This window comes from Pseudomonas sp. 22072 (genome assembly GCF_052046095.1).
GTDB lineage: Bacteria > Pseudomonadota > Gammaproteobacteria > Pseudomonadales > Pseudomonadaceae > Aquipseudomonas > Aquipseudomonas paracarnis.
Window position 1 is genome coordinate 113,924 of sequence record NZ_JBQEQE010000003.1, and the last position, 14,840, is coordinate 128,763.

Here is a 14,840-nt window from a genome sequence, read left to right on the forward strand (position 1 = left end):
AACCCGAAGGTCGTCGGTTCAAATCCGGCTCCCGCAACCAAACATCAAAAAAGGCTACTCGAAAGAGTGGCCTTTTTTGTGCGCGCTTGTTTTCCCTTGCAGAATGCGCCCAACACCTTGATTTCAGAATAATTAGCGCTTATTTCAGTGATCGGCTCATTAACGGTTGACACCCCGCCATTGGGCTGTAGAATGCCGCCCACAGACGCGGGATGGAGCAGTCTGGTAGCTCGTCGGGCTCATAACCCGAAGGTCGTCGGTTCAAATCCGGCTCCCGCAACCAAACATCAAAAAAGGCTACTCGAAAGAGTGGCCTTTTTTGTATCTGGCGAAAAAGTTCTTCTGAAACAATGGCATGGCATCTTTCATGAAACCGTAGACGGTTTGCAGAGTCCATCTCATTGCACGCTATGCTCAATGCTCAAGCGCTACCCCTCTACGACCAATGGCCGCAGTCGCCGCGCCCGGTGATCCGCGTTAATATTTGTAATTATTTTGTCCATAGGGATTGGTAACTTGGCTGGATACCTCCATCCTGTCGCGCACAATCCACGAGGTGATTGATGCGCGCCAACTCGTCTGAACCACAAGACACCGTCACAGCAGAACAACCGATCACTCCCACCCGTTTGCGGTGGCTGGACCTGTTGAGCAAGTACCGCCAGCCCATCGGCCTGGCCGTGACGCTCCTGCTGTTTGCAATCGCCCTGATCGCCTGCCGGCACCTGCTGCTGGAGCTGGACCTCTACGCCCTGCACGATTCGATCTTGGAAGTGCCCAAGCCTGCCCTATTGGGGGCCTTTGCGGCGGCAGTCGCCGGTTTTGTGATCCTGCTCGGCTATGAATTCTCCGGCGCGCGTTATGCCGGCGTGCAATTGCCCGCCAAGACCCTGGCCCTGGGTGGCTTCACCGCCTTTGCTATCGGCAACGCCATTGGTTTGTCGATGCTCTCGGGCGGTTCGGTGCGTTACCGTTTATATGCACGCCATGGCATCGGCGCCTCGGAAGTGGCGCACATGACCGTGTTCGCCAGCCTGGCCCTGGGCTGTGCGCTGCCGCCGCTGGCCGCGCTGGCCACGTTGAGCAACTTGCCAGCCGCCTCCACTTACCTGCATTTATCGCAAAGCCTGCTCGGCGGCATTGCCGGCGCCGTGCTGCTGTTGTCGGCCCTGCTGTGCATCGGCATCTATCGCCGCCGCCTGCCGGAACAGCCCTACCCCGACAACCTGCTGGTCAAGGCCGGGCGCCGCACCCTGCGCCTGCCTGGCCGACGCCTGACTTTCCTGCAACTGATCATCACCGCACTGGACGTCGCCGCAGCCGCTACCGTGCTGTATCTGCTGTTGCCCGAAGCGCCGCCCTTCGGCCCGTTCCTGTTGGTGTACCTGCTGGCCCTGGCCGCCGGTGTGCTCAGCCATGTGCCGGGCGGCGTGGGCGTATTCGAAGCGATCCTGCTGGCGGCCTTTGCCGACAAACTCGGTGCCGCGCCCCTGGCTGCTGCCTTGCTGCTGTACCGCATGATCTACGTGGTGCTGCCACTGTTGATCGCTTGTGTATTCCTGCTGGTCAACGAGGCCCAGCGCCTGTTCCAGACCCAGCAAAGCCTGCGGGTAGCGTCGGGGCTGGCAGCGCCAGTATTGGCCGTCCTGGTTTTTTTGTCCGGCGTGGTCCTGCTGTTTTCCGGCGCCACGCCAGAGATCGACTCACGCCTGGAAAACATCGGCTTCCTGATTCCCCATCGTCTGATTGACGCGTCGCACTTCGGTGCCAGCCTGATCGGTGTGTTGTGCCTGTTGCTCGCCCAGGGCCTGCGCCGGCGGTTGTCGGCCGCCTGGATGCTGACTATGGTGTTGCTGCTGGTTGGCGCCCTGCTCTCGCTGCTTAAAGGCTTCGACTGGGAAGAAGCCAGCCTGATGACCATGACTGCAGTGCTGCTGGCCATCTTCCGGCGCTCGTTCTACCGCGCCAGTCGCCTGACCGAGTTACCGTTTTCGCCGCTGTACCTGGTGGCCAGTGTCTGTGTGCTCGGCGCCTCGATCTGGCTGCTGCTGTTTGCCTATCAGGACGTGCCCTACAGTCACCAACTCTGGTGGCAGTTCACCCTCGACGCCAACGCCCCGCGTGGTTTGCGTTCGCTGCTCGGCGCCGCCGTGTTGCTGGTGATCGTGTCGCTGACCTGGCTGCTGCGCACGGCACGCCCGGTCATCCACCTGCCGACCCCGGAAGAACTGGAGCGCGCGAGCAAGATCCTGATGGCCTCGTCCCAACCTGACGGCGGCCTGGCGCTCACCGGCGACAAGGCGCTGCTGTTTCATCCCAACGATGAAGCCTTCCTGATGTATGCCCGTCGCGGGCGTAGCCTGGTGGCTTTGTACGACCCGATCGGCCCGACCCAACCGCGCGCCGAGATGATCTGGCAGTTCCGCGACCTGTGCGACATCCACCACGCCCGTCCGGTGTTTTACCAGGTACGCGCCGAGAACCTGCCGTATTACATGGACATCGGCCTCACCGCGATCAAACTGGGTGAAGAAGCCCGCGTCGACCTGAAGCGCTTTGACCTGGAAGCCAAGGGCAAAGAAATGAAGGATTTGCGCTACACCTGGAACCGTGGCACCCGGGACGGCCTGTCCCTGGAAATCTGCGAACCGGGCAAGGCGCCGATGGATGAATTAAAAGTCATCTCCGATGCCTGGCTTACAGGTAAGAATGTGCGGGAAAAGGGCTTCTCCCTGGGCCGTTTCAGCGATGACTACCTCAAGCACTTTCGTATCGCGATCATTCGCTTCGAAGGGCGCCCGGTGGCCTTCGCCAATTTGCTCGAAACCTACAATCATGATCTGGCCAGCCTCGACCTGATGCGTGCCCACCCGGACGCGCCCAAGTTGACCATGGAGTTCATGATGGTGGGCCTGATTCAACATTATAAGAGCCACGACTACGCGCGCTTCAGCCTCGGCATGGTGCCGTTGTCGGGCTTGCAACCGCGCCGTGGCGCACCGCTGACCCAGCGCCTGGGCTCGATGGTGTTCCGCCGTGGCGAGCAACTGTATAACTTCCAAGGTTTGCGCCGCTTCAAAGACAAGTTCCAGCCCGACTGGGAACCCCGTTACATGGCCGTGCCCGCAGGACTGGATCCGCTGGTGGCATTGGCCGATACCGCCGCCCTGATCGCGGGCGGCTTGACTGGATTGGTGAAACGCTGATGATTCGACGCTCCTGGCGGTATGTATTGGCTTTAGTGGTGCTGCTTGCGCTGATCGCGGCGGGTGGCTTCTGGTACTGGAACCGCCCTGCTCCGCAACCGACCCTGGAGCACTTGCCCCAGGCCGACGGTTCGGTAATGACCCGCGTAACCCCGGCCAGCAACGCAAAAGCCCGCGTGGCCGTGGCGGTGATGACCGACGAAACCCTGACCGACAGCCAACTGATTGCCCTGAGCCAGGGCGGTTCAGCGCAACTGGTTCAGGTGGTGCTGCCAAAAGATGACTGCGCACTGCAGGAAAAAGCCCTGCAAGGCGCCCTGGCCCAGCTGAAAGGCCCGGCAACCTTGGTCAGCGGCATTGGCCCTGGCGCCGCACTCGCCTGGCGCTGGCTGGCCACCCAGAACGACGACAAGGCCAACGCCATCTCCGTGGGCTTCGCCCTGAAACAGGAAGGCTGCAACGACCCGCTGCCGAAAACCGCCGCCCATGGCAGCTGGCTGGTGGCGTGGAACGATAACCCCGACGATGAAAGCGCCAGTTTCGTACGCGACACACCGCGCGCCACCACCAGCATCAGCGACTACGACATTCATTACCCACAGGTGCTGAATAACGAACTGCGCAAGCAACTGGTCGGTTCGGACAACGGCGGCCTGGCGATTCCGGTGGTGGAAGTGCCTGCCGGCCAAGCCAAGGACACCGTGACCCTGTTCCTCTCCGGTGACGGCGGCTGGCGCGACCTGGACCGCGACGTGGCGGGCGAGATGGCAAAGATCGGCTACCCGGTGGTGGGCATCGACACCCTGCGCTACTACTGGCAGCACAAGACGCCGGAGCAAAGTGCCAAGGACCTCACCGAGCTGATGCAACACTACCGGCAAAAGTGGGGCACCAAGCGCTTCGTGCTGACCGGTTACTCGTTCGGCGCCGACGTATTGCCGGCGATCTACAACCGTATGCCAGAGAACGAACAGCAACGGGTGGACGCGATCATCCTGCTGGCCTTCGCCCGCACCGGCAGCTTTGAAATCGAAGTGGAAGGCTGGCTGGGCAACGCCGGCAAAGAAGCCGCCACCGGCCCGGAAATGGCCAAGCTGCCACCAGAGAAAGTCGTGTGCATCTACGGCGCCGAAGAAGTCGACGAGAGTGGCTGCACTGACAAGACCGCCGTGGGCGAAGCCATGAAGCTGCCGGGCGGGCATCACTTCGATGAGAACTACCCGGCGCTGGCCAAGCGGTTGGTGGATATTATCGTCAAGCATCAGGCCAAAGCCGAATAATTCCAGCTTAATCCAAGACCCAATGTGGGAGCGGGCTTGCCCGCGATAGCGGTGGCNTCAGTCACAGTAGCGTTGACTGACACTCCGTCATCGCGGGCAAGCCCGCTCCCACAGTGGTACGTGGTGTTGATGAAAACTAGCGCGGTTCGATGTGCGCAATCATCAGTTGCACCGTCTCATTGCCACGAAATTCATTCACATCCAGCTTGTAGGCCAATTCCACCCAACGCACCGTCGGGTTTGGCCACACTTCGCGGTCCACACCAAAGGCGATGCCATCGAGCTTCACCGACCCGCATTCGCTCTTGAGCACCACTTTCAAATGCCGCTCACCCACCACCCGCTGCTCCACCAACTGGAATACCCCGTGAAACAATGGCTCGGGAAAGTGCTGCCCCCACGGGCCGGCATGGCGCAGGGCGCGGGCCAGTTCCAGGTGAAACTCTTCCACCGCCAGGGTGCCGTCTGAAAGCAGGCGACCGGTGAGGTCTTCTTCGCGCAGTTGCCGGCGCGCTTCGGCATCGAAGGCTTGCGCAAACAATGGGAAGTTGGCCTCGGGCAAAGTCAGCCCCGCCGCCATGGCGTGGCCGCCGTACTTGGTGATCAGGTTGGGGTGCTGGCTGGCGACGACCGCCAGCGCATCGCGGATATGAAAGCCTTGCACCGAGCGTCCAGAGCCCTTGAGCAGGCCATCACCGGCATCGGCGAAGGCGATGGTCGGGCGGAAATAACGCTCCTTCATACGTGACGCGAGGATCCCGATCACCCCTTGGTGCCACTCCGGGTCAAACAGGCACAGACCGTACGGCATCGACTCCACCGGCAGGTCCTTGAGCTGGGCCAGGGCCTCGCGTTGCATGCCTTGCTCGATGGATTTACGGTCCTGGTTCATGCCGTCCAGTTGCGCGGCCATTTCCCGTGCGGCGGCGAAGTCCGTGGTAAGCAGGCATTCAATGCCCAGGCTCATATCGTCCAGGCGCCCGGCGGCATTCAGGCGCGGGCCGAGGATAAAACCCAGGTCGGTGGAGGTGATACGCGCATGATCACGCTTGGCCACTTCCAGGATCGCCTTGATCCCCGGCCGCGCCCGACCGGCCCGAATACGCTCCAGCCCCTGGTGCACGAGGATGCGGTTGTTGGCGTCCAGCGGCACCACGTCAGCGACGCTGCCCAGGGCCACCAGATCAAGCAGTTCACCGATGTTCGGCTGGGGCTTGTTGTCATACCAACCCAGGCTGCGCAACCGTGCACGCAGGGCCATCAATACATAGAAGATCACGCCGACGCCGGCCAGGGCCTTGCTGGGAAATGTGCAGCCCGGCTGGTTAGGATTGACGATGGCGTCAGCGGCCGGCAGTTCATCGCCGGGCAAGTGGTGGTCGGTCACCAGCACCTGCAACCCCGCCGCTTTCGCCGCCGCCACGCCTTCGACGCTGGAGATACCGTTGTCCACGGTGATCAGCAACTGCGGCTCGCGCTCCAGCGCCACCGCGACGATTTCCGGGGTCAGGCCGTAGCCGTATTCGAAGCGGTTGGGCACCAGGTAGTCGACATGGGCCGCCCCGAGCAAACGCAGGCCCAGGGTGCCTACGGTGCTCGCTGTGGCGCCATCGGCGTCAAAGTCACCGACGATCAGGATGCGCTGACGCTGCTCCAAGGCCGTCACCAGCAAGTCCACCGCGGCGTCGATGCCCTTGAGCTGCTGATAGGGAATCAACCGCGCCAGGCTCTTGTCCAGCTCGGCCTCCGACTGCACCCCGCGTGCGGCGTAAAGGCGGGTCAACAGCGGCGGCAGTTCACCGAGAAAAGGCAGGACGGCGGGCAATGGGCGGGGATCGATACGCATGGGGTGACGGGAGCTTCTCTTCTAATACATCGGTTAAACACAGATAGTGAACGCAACAAGATCAAATGTGGGCGCTGGCNAGGCACGCCGAGTGGATGCCATCGCAGGCAAGCCAGCTCCCACCTTTTCAACCGCGTTCGCCGACCAGCCATTGCAGTTGCACTTCATGCTGGCCACGGTCATCGGTCACAAAGATCGTGCCTTCGCTGATCATCACGTCCCACTTGATCACCCGCGGCATGTCCTTGGCCAGGGTCTCCAACACTTCCTGGGGCACGGCAGCGATATGCACGTTTTTCAGGTTGTTGGCCACCGGCACCACCTTGCCTTCCCACACGCGCAGGCTGCCATAGGCCAGCAGGCTGGTGCGCTCGGTGCGGCGCGAGCACCAGGTGAGGCGGTCGGAATCCGGCTGGCCGACTTCGATCCAGTGCAAAACACGATCATCCAGGCTTTTTTCCCACAGGGCCGGTTCGTCTACATCCGACAGGCCACGCCCGAACGCCAATTGCTCGTTGTACCAAAGGGCGTAGGCCAGCAGGCGCACGGTCATGCGCTCTTCGGTTTCCGAAGGGTGGCGGGCGATGGTCTGTTTGACGCTCTCGTACACCGAGCGGTCGAGGTCGGTGAGGTTGAGTTCGAATTTGTAGGTCGTGGACGGCTGGGCCATGAACGGGCTTCTAAAGACAAGGAAAGGCGGCCAGTCTAACCGATGGCGAGGGCATTGAACGAATACTGCGCTGCATCCGCGCGGCTCGCCTATGTTAAAAAGCAGTACATCATCGTCCCGCGCTTGTAAGGATCCCCATGTCGCTCACTGCCAAACCACTTGCCGGCCTGAAAGTCATCGAACTGGGCACCTTGATCGCCGGCCCGTTTGCCTCGCGCATCTGCGCCGAATTCGGCGCCGAGGTGATCAAGGTCGAATCCCCGGACGGCGGCGACCCGCTGCGCAAATGGCGCAAGCTGTATGAAGGCACTTCGCTGTGGTGGTTCGTGCAGGCGCGCAACAAGCAGTCGCTGACCCTCAACCTCAAGCACCCTGAGGGGCTGGCGATCCTCAAGCAACTGTTGGCCGACGCCGACATCCTGATCGAAAACTTCCGCCCAGGCGTGCTGGAGAAACTCGGCCTGAGCTGGGAAACCCTGCACGCCCTCAACCCCAAGTTGGTGATGGTGCGCCTCTCGGGCTTCGGCCAGACGGGCCCGATGAAGGACCAGCCGGGGTTTGGCGCGGTGGGCGAGTCCATGGGCGGCTTGCGCTATATCACCGGCTTCGAGGACCGCCCGCCCGTGCGCACCGGTATCTCCATCGGCGACTCGATTGCCGCGTTGTGGGCAGTGATCGGCGCGCTGATGGCGCTGCGTCACCGCGAAGTCAACGGCGGCCTGGGCCAAGTGGTGGATGTGGCGCTGTATGAGGCCATCTTCGCCATGATGGAAAGCATGATCCCCGAGTTCGATGTGTTCGGGTTTATCCGTGAGCGCACCGGCAACATCATGCCCGGCATCACCCCGTCCTCGATCCACACCACCGCAGACGGCAAGCATGTGCAGATCGGCGCCAATGGCGATGCAATCTTCAAGCGCTTCATGCGCGTGATCGGCCGTGACGATTTGGCGAACGACCCTGCACTGGTCAGCAATGACGGGCGTGATAGTCGCCGCGACGAGCTGTACGGCGTGATTGATCGCTGGGTCAATTCGCTGTCGCTCGACCAGGTGATTGAGCATCTGAATAAAGCCGAGGTGCCCGCCAGCCGCATCTACAGCGCCGAAGACATGCTGGGCGACCCGCAATTCCTGGCCCGGGAAATGTTCCTCAAGGCGCAGTTGCCGGGCGGCAAGGATTTCAAGATGCCCGGCATCGTGCCCAAGCTCTCGGACACACCGGGCAGTTGCGAATGGGTCGGCCCGCAACTGGGTGAACACAACAGCCAGGTGCTCAATGCCCTGGGCTACGACGCGGCGGCTATCACTCGCCTGCGCGAGGATGGCGCGATCTGACAAATCCCAGGCAAAAAGAAACCCCGAGCAGTGGGGAGACAACTCGGGGTTAAACGTGGTCTACAAAAAGACCCGCACAGCAAGCGACAAACACCGGAGCACAATGCCTGCTCTTGCTGTTACAAACTCTGACTGACCACCTTGTAGGAAGGTTCCGAAGAAAAATAATGTTTCATGCCAGTGCGCCGCCACGGGTTTGGGAGGCGTTGCGCAAGGCAGCGATGACTGAAGGTTCCAGGCGCCCTTCGGCGATTTTCAGGTCGCGGAGCAGGCAATCCACCACATCCACCAGCGCGCGCTTGTCGCTCAATTGCGCACGATCGACTTCACGTTCAACCACGATGGCGCCACCGGGGTTCTTCACGGTTACCAGGCAGTCGTCGCGCATACCGGCAGAGGTCAGCGTAACCTGATAAGGGCTCAGTGCTTGGCTGAGCAATAGGTTGATACTTTCCATCTCGATCACCACTCAATCATTCGAAAAAGGTTCGAAAAACAAAAATGTCACGAAGAGGCTGACATTCAAGTGACCCGTGCTCAAAGCAGAAAGTTCTACCTTTTGTGTAATCCACTGCTTGAGGAAAACGAGCATGCACGGAAAAGATGACAGAGAAAAAACAACGGCGCACAGGCTAGAATCCCTGGATTGTCCCGGGAGCCTGCCTTGAGAGCTGTGTCTGAACCGCCCTTGCGTATCGTGATTGCCGACGATCACCCGATTTTCCTGATTGGCCTGCGCGCCGTGCTCGAACGTGACCCGCATATCAGCATCGTCGGCGAGGCCAATTCCCCCCAGGCCCTCAGTGCGTTGTTGCAACACTGTGCCTGCGATGTGGTGGTGACCGACTTCATGATGCCCGTCGAGCCCCAAGCCGACGGGCTGCGCTTGATCGAGCAACTGCGCCGGCACTATCCGCACCTGCCCATTGTGGTGGTGACCATGCTCAACAATGCCGGGTTGTTTCATTCCATCCTGGCATTGGGTGTGATGGGCCTGCTGAGCAAGGCCAGCCTGGCCGATGAGCTGCCCCAGGCGATCCGCCAGGTGCGCCAACAACGCACCTATGTGGCCCAGACCATCCGCCAGGCGCTGAGCCTGGCCGGGGAAGTCGGCGCTGATCGCCTGCATTCCCAGGAGCACCTGTCACCCCGGGAACTGGAGGTGATTCGCCTGTTGGCCAGTGGCATGACGGTGGGCGAGATCGCCGCGCACCTGCATCGCAGCAAGCAGACCGTCAGCGCGCAAAAAGTCAGCGCCATGCGCAAGCTGGGGCTGGCCAACGATGCCGCCCTGTTTATTTACGTGCAGGAACACGGGCTGGCCTAGCCTGGAACGCGATCCATTGCTTGAGCGCCGCGGCGTCCATCGGCCGGGCGATAAAGCAGCCTTGCAGCCACGCCGCGCCCAGTTCGCCCACAGCGTGATAGTCGGCGGCGGTTTCCACGCCGGTGACCACCACGGCAACGTCCAGGCGCGCTGCCATGCTCATGGCGCCCGCCACCACAGCGGCCTTGCGGTCATCATTGGCCATCCCGCAGGCAAACGCCGGGGGAATTTTCAGCTCGGTAAAAGGCAGTTCCAGCAAATGCTGCAGGCTGGTGCCGCTCATGCCGAAGTCGCCGATGGACAACTGGCAACCCAACATGCGCAAGCGCAGCAAGCCGGTGACATGGGCGCTGTCGGTTTTCAAGGTCGAGGTTTCCACCAGCTCCAGCGTCAGGCTATGGGCGGGTACACCGTGCAACTGCAGCAGACCTTGCAGCACCTGGGGAAAGTGCTCGCGCTCCAGCATGCGCCCGGGGATGTTCACGGCCACTGGCAGCACCTGGCCGCTTTCGCCCATCACCTGGTTCGCCAGGCCAAGCGCCTGCTCCAGCACGTGCCAGGTAAACGCCTCTTCCATGCCGGCAAACTCCAGTACCGGCAGGAACTCGTCAGGCAGCAACAGCTCACCGTCCGGCAACTGCCAACGCGCCAGCGCCTCCACCCCTTGCAACACACCGGCCTGACTGACGATGGGCTGGTACCAGACCCTGCCACAGGCTGCGATAGTCGCCTGGCTGACATCCGCCGAGGGCGGCAGTTGTTCCCGCTCGCTCAAGCCCAACAGTTGGCGCACGCGCTCCCAGGACAGCACCGGTGGCCCCGGGCGAAAATGAACCTGGCAATCGCTCAGTAGTTGCCCGATCAACTTGGCCGAAGCCGGCTTGGGCAAACACGCCAAGACTTTGAGTCCCAATTGGCAGGCCATGTTCGCCACACCTTCCAGCACGTCGGGCTCGGCGTTGCTGAGCAGGATCAATACTTGGGCCAGGCGGCGTTCCGCCAACTCGCGGATCAATTCCAGGCCATCGCCCTGCTCCAGGTACAAATCGCAGATGGCGATATCCACCGGGCCTTTGCTGTCCAGAGACTGGCGGGCGGTTTCAACCGTTTCCGCGGCCCGTACATTGAACACGCCGTTGGCATTGAGCATCTGGTGCAGAGCCATCAGTTGAAACGGGTTGTCTTCGAGGATCAGGACGTTCAGGGATCGCATGGGTAGGGATGTCGGTACAGGGAAAGTGCTGCACAGTAGCCACATGCTGTGGTGTACCCCATAGGACGTGTCCTAAAAGCTTGCTTAAATGTGGGAGGGGCAAGCCTTGTCGGTCAAGCGCAGATCTCCTGTGGGGCTTGCCTGCGAAGGCGGTGTGTCAGTCACTACATCTGTTACTGCACTACCGCTATCGCAGGCAAGCCAGCTCCCACATTTGATCGTCGTTGCCTTGAGCATTGCGTTCGCTTAGCTGATCGGCATTAAGGTGTCAGGCATCCAGATAGGGTTGCAGGTCGCGACGAAACGCCTTGAGCACCTCGGACAAGCGCAACCAGGGTTCTTCAAGCTCGGCGCCGCGCTGCTCTCGGGCGCATTGCTCAAGGGCGACACAGGCCTTGGCCAGTGGCAGTGCGTCCACCAGCGAGCAAATGCCCTTGAGCCGGTGCAGCGATGCATTCAAGCGTGCCACGTCGCGCTCGGCCAGGGCTCCCGCCAATACCTCGTGTTCGTGGTCCAGGCTCTTGGCCAGTTCCTGCAACATGCTTTGCAGCACCGGGCCATCGGCCTGGGTCATGGTGCGCAGGGCCTGGATATCGAACGAACGCTGGGGCGCCACGCGGGCCAGCACTTGGGTCCAGTGTTCCAGGGTCACCGGCTTGACCAGCAGCTCATCCATACCGGCGTCCTCGCAGCGGCGTTGTTCATCTTTCATGGCGTTCGCGGTGCAACCCACCAGCGCGCTACGAGGCCGTTGCTCCTCGGCTTCGAGGCGCCGTATCGCCGCACTCAAGGCATAACCGGACATGCCGGGCATCTGGCAATCGGTGACCAGCACGTCAAAACGCTGCTCACGCCAACGTTGCAACGCGGCCTCGGCCGACTCCAGAGCGACAACCTGGTGACCGAGGAACTGCAACTGCTGCGCCAGCACCAGGCGGTTGGCCGCCAAATCATCCACCACCAGTACCGACAGGCTACGCCCCGTCGGTGACAACGTCGCGGTGGGCGTTGCCGGCACATCATCGGTGCTGACCCGGTCCAGGCGCAGGTCAATGCACACCGCCGTCCCCTCACCCACCACGCTGTCGAGGTGAATGCTCCCGCCCATCAATTCCACCAGTTGCTTGCAGATACTCAGGCCCAGACCGGTGCCGCCGTGTTGCGCAGCGGTCAGGGCGCTCACTTGGGTAAACGGTTTGAACACCCGCGGCTGTTGCTCGGCGCTGATGCCTGGGCCGCTGTCCTTGACGCACAGGTGCAGGTATTCGCTATCGGTCTCATCCCGTTGGCAGGTCACGCTGAGGTGAACCCCGCCCCGCTCGGTAAATTTGAGCGCATTGCCCAACAGGTTGTGCATCACCTGGCGTAACCGCAGCGGGTCGAACCAGTAATAACCCTGAGCAGCCGGATCAAACGCCAGGGTCAGATGCAGGCCCTTCTTTTGCGCCGTGGCTTCGAACAGGCTCTGGATACCCTCGAAAAAGCGCTTCAACTCAGTGGTCTGTGGCGCCAGTTGCAGGTGGCCGGCTTCGATCTTGGCCAAGTCCAGGCTGTCGCCCATCAGCGCAATCAGCTCGCGCGCCGAACGATGGGCCACCTGCAGCGCCTCGGAAACCGGCTGGCCGCTTGCCAGACAACGCTCTTGCTCCAGTTCGAGCAAGCCAATGATGGCAGTCATGGGGGTGCGAATCTCGTGGCTCAAGGCCGAGAGAAATGCACTTTTGGCGTAGTTCGCTTCGTCGGCGGCCTGGCGAGCGTCCATCAACTGGCGCTCCAGGTCTTTGCGTTCGTTGATATCGATCCAACCGCCCAACAATCCCTGCAGACGGCCCTGGGCATCAAAAAAAGGCACGGTCCACTGGTAGACGTGATAACTGCCGCCGTTGAGCTCCAATTGCCGGTCGACAAACAACGGCTGCTGCGTGGCCAATTGCTCCATGTGGCCTTCGTGCAGCCGCGCCGCTGTGGCGTCGGGCACGACCTTGCTCTCCATCAGCGTCAGGCCCTGGATCAGCTCCAGCCGGGTCGCCAATTGCTGTTCATAACTTTTATTGCAGGTCACCAGGCGCCCGTCCAGGTCGCGGACGAACAGCGGGTTGGGCATGCCGTCGAGCAGTGCGCGCTTGAACGCCAACTGGTCATTGAGCCGTTGCTCGGCCTCCAGCCGTTGGTGAATCTGGCGCTTGAGCCGGCTGTTCCACACCAGCGACACCAACACAAACAGCAGCGCCGTGGCCACCGTCCAATAGGCCCATGGCGGTACCCGTTGCCAGGCCGGCAGCGGAATCGCCACGGCACCGATCCAACGCAAGCGCAAGGCACTCAACTCAGCCACCGGCAGCGCCTCCAGGGCCTTGTTCAGAATGCTCAGCAGCTCAGGCTGGTCCTTGCGCACCGACAGGCAGTTGGACGACCACTTGCCATCGACACTGCGGCCGATACGCAGGCCATCTTCCGGGTAACTCTGCACTTCCACTTCAGTTTGAATGGTAGCGGCCGCCTCGCCCCGTCGTACCAGCTCACGGGCCTGGTTGTAATTGTCCACCAGGCGCAACGTGATGTTCGGATGCGCATGGCGAATATCATTTTCCAATACATGACGTGCCGGCAGCGCCAGCACCTTGCCGTCCAACTGCTTCAAGCCGGTGAGCGGCGCGGCATCGGCACGCTCGACAAACACCCAGCCGGACCCACCATACCCATGGCTGAAGTTGAGCACTGTGCTGCGCTCGCGGTTAACGGCCAGGGTCGTGTTCATCTGCGCCCTGCCTGTTTCCAGCCATTCCAGGGTTTGCGCGGTGGAGTGCACCTCTTCAAAGATAAATTGCAAACCGGTCATGCGCGTGATGCGATGCAACAAATCCACATTCAAGCCAACCCAGTGGCCATCCTTATCCTTGAATATGTACGGAGACATCTGCTGGGCCACCACCACGACATGGGGATGCTCGCGCACCCAGGCCTGTTGCGACGCCGACAACGCAATGCGCTCACCACTGATACCGACGCCGAGCCCGGTGGTCCAGCGCGCGAGGATTTCACGCTGCACCGACTCGTCGAGGCTTGCCAGCGCGCGATTCATCATGGCCCCCAACAACGGATCTGCCTGGCGGGTGGCGAAGGCAAAACCGATGGGCGCCAGCCGGCTCTGCTCCTTGATCTGCAACCCCAGGTAAGGCCGCAGCGATTTATAGGCGCGCACAATCACTTCGTTGCCGATAAACGCATCGACGTCACCTTGCTTCAAGGCTTCGAGGCCGCTGTAGAGGTTAGGGGCGAGCATGATGTGGCTGTCGGGATACGCCGCGTGAACCTTCTGCACGTTGGCGTAGCCGTCGAGCAACACCAGCTTCTTGCCGGCCAGATCGTCGCCTTGGGTATCGTCGCGACGCAGCACCACCACCGAGCGGTCGGGCATGTAGTCCGGGGTGAATTGCAGGCCGGGTACGTCACGCTCGTAACCATTGGCACTGGTGAGTATGTCGATGGTGCCGTTGCGCAGCGCTTCGACCGCCTGGGCGCGCTCGGAAAAGCCCAGCACTTGCATGGGCACACCCAGCCGTGCGCCAACCAGGCTCAAATAATCGGCGCTGATGCCCTGGTAGCGATTGCGGTCACGGGTGATATCGATCGGCTGGTAGTCATCTATCGAGATGCCCACTTTGAGTGTCCGATGCGCCGCCAACCACTGCTGCTCCGTCGGCGCCAGCGGCATAGGTTCAAGCGGGATAAACGCCGGCACCAGTTTGAACGGCAGGCTGACGGCGGCCAGGCTCATGGGCACCTGGATGAGCCACAACAGGCACACCAGCTTCAACGTCCATTGGATCAAAACCTGCACCGGTTGGGTTTCCTTGATTGGGCGACTGGGCAAGTATGGCTCGCCAGAATGAAAAAGCCCGTCACGAGGACGGGCTTGGCCGACTGCAAAAAAGCTGAATGCATACCTGTAGCAGCCTGA

Annotated in this window: 9 protein-coding genes and 1 tRNA gene; 5 read left to right on the forward strand and 5 right to left on the reverse strand. The window is 61.5% G+C overall.

From position 1 onward, the window contains the following. The first annotated feature begins 206 nt into the window (after window positions 1-206). The 3 genes from ACTJLA_RS04200 to ACTJLA_RS04210 all read left to right on the forward strand — a co-directional run bounded on the left by ACTJLA_RS04200 (window position 207) and on the right by ACTJLA_RS04210 (window position 4,486). Window positions 207-283 (forward strand) — tRNA-Met (locus ACTJLA_RS04200). 280 nt (window positions 284-563) lie between these two features. Further along, window positions 564-3,206 carry a bifunctional lysylphosphatidylglycerol flippase/synthetase MprF gene (gene mprF, locus ACTJLA_RS04205; protein WP_014719775.1) on the forward strand — a complete coding sequence of 881 codons (2,643 nt, stop codon included), beginning with the start codon at window positions 564-566 and terminating at the stop codon, window positions 3,204-3,206. After that, complete coding sequence (locus tag ACTJLA_RS04210) at window positions 3,206-4,486, forward strand: virulence factor family protein (protein WP_314545217.1); 1,281 nt, start codon at window positions 3,206-3,208, stop codon at window positions 4,484-4,486. Before mprF ends, ACTJLA_RS04210 begins: the two co-directional genes overlap by 1 nt. A 136-nt stretch (window positions 4,487-4,622) precedes the next feature. Here ACTJLA_RS04210 and recJ read toward each other — a convergent pair whose 3' ends face one another. Both recJ and ACTJLA_RS04220 read right to left on the reverse strand, forming a co-directional pair. Then, the gene (gene recJ, locus ACTJLA_RS04215) at window positions 4,623-6,332 is read right to left on the reverse strand and encodes a single-stranded-DNA-specific exonuclease RecJ (protein WP_440840671.1); all 1,710 of its coding nucleotides are present in this window, start codon (window positions 6,330-6,332) and stop codon (window positions 4,623-4,625) included. A gap of 127 nt (window positions 6,333-6,459) precedes the next feature. Beyond that, window positions 6,460-7,002 carry a YaeQ family protein gene (locus ACTJLA_RS04220; RefSeq protein ID WP_314545222.1) on the reverse strand — a complete coding sequence of 181 codons (543 nt, stop codon included), beginning with the start codon at window positions 7,000-7,002 and terminating at the stop codon, window positions 6,460-6,462. A gap of 137 nt (window positions 7,003-7,139) precedes the next feature. Here ACTJLA_RS04220 and ACTJLA_RS04225 point away from each other — a divergent pair, with 137 nt between their 5' ends. Continuing rightward, the gene (locus ACTJLA_RS04225) at window positions 7,140-8,339 is read left to right on the forward strand and encodes a CaiB/BaiF CoA transferase family protein (protein ID WP_057975079.1); all 1,200 of its coding nucleotides are present in this window, start codon (window positions 7,140-7,142) and stop codon (window positions 8,337-8,339) included. A gap of 172 nt (window positions 8,340-8,511) precedes the next feature. Here ACTJLA_RS04225 and ACTJLA_RS04230 read toward each other — a convergent pair whose 3' ends face one another. Beyond that, on the reverse strand, window positions 8,512-8,796 hold the full coding sequence (locus ACTJLA_RS04230; protein ID WP_020301357.1) for a DUF3509 domain-containing protein: 285 nt from the start codon (window positions 8,794-8,796) through the stop codon (window positions 8,512-8,514). Window positions 8,797-9,003: 207 nt separating this feature from the next. Here ACTJLA_RS04230 and ACTJLA_RS04235 point away from each other — a divergent pair, with 207 nt between their 5' ends. Continuing rightward, window positions 9,004-9,666 carry a response regulator transcription factor gene (locus ACTJLA_RS04235; RefSeq protein ID WP_181123955.1) on the forward strand — a complete coding sequence of 221 codons (663 nt, stop codon included), beginning with the start codon at window positions 9,004-9,006 and terminating at the stop codon, window positions 9,664-9,666. Here the strand turns inward: ACTJLA_RS04235 and ACTJLA_RS04240 are convergent. After that, window positions 9,635-10,879: an EAL domain-containing response regulator gene (locus ACTJLA_RS04240; protein WP_181123957.1), complete on the reverse strand. Its 1,245-nt coding sequence runs from the start codon at window positions 10,877-10,879 to the stop codon at window positions 9,635-9,637. The genes ACTJLA_RS04235 and ACTJLA_RS04240 overlap by 32 nt on opposite strands. 268 nt (window positions 10,880-11,147) lie before the next feature. Then, entirely contained in the window at window positions 11,148-14,720 is a 3,573-nt protein-coding gene (locus ACTJLA_RS04245; protein WP_252950018.1) for a transporter substrate-binding domain-containing protein, read from the reverse strand. Window positions 14,721-14,840: the final 120 nt, after the last annotated feature.

What these genes read in the sequence shown, in the direction of transcription:
- ACTJLA_RS04240 (WP_181123957.1), bottom strand. Translation starts at nt 10,879, where the DNA reads ATGCGATCCCTGAACGTCCTGATCCTCGAAGACAACCCGTTTCAACTG.
- ACTJLA_RS04225 (WP_057975079.1), top strand. Translation starts at nt 7,140, where the DNA reads ATGTCGCTCACTGCCAAACCACTTGCCGGCCTGAAAGTCATCGAACTG.
- mprF (WP_014719775.1), top strand. Translation starts at nt 564, where the DNA reads ATGCGCGCCAACTCGTCTGAACCACAAGACACCGTCACAGCAGAACAA.
- ACTJLA_RS04220 (WP_314545222.1), bottom strand. Translation starts at nt 7,002, where the DNA reads ATGGCCCAGCCGTCCACGACCTACAAATTCGAACTCAACCTCACCGAC.
- recJ (WP_440840671.1), bottom strand. Translation starts at nt 6,332, where the DNA reads ATGCGTATCGATCCCCGCCCATTGCCCGCCGTCCTGCCTTTTCTCGGT.
- ACTJLA_RS04230 (WP_020301357.1), bottom strand. Translation starts at nt 8,796, where the DNA reads ATGGAAAGTATCAACCTATTGCTCAGCCAAGCACTGAGCCCTTATCAG.
- ACTJLA_RS04210 (WP_314545217.1), top strand. Translation starts at nt 3,206, where the DNA reads ATGATTCGACGCTCCTGGCGGTATGTATTGGCTTTAGTGGTGCTGCTT.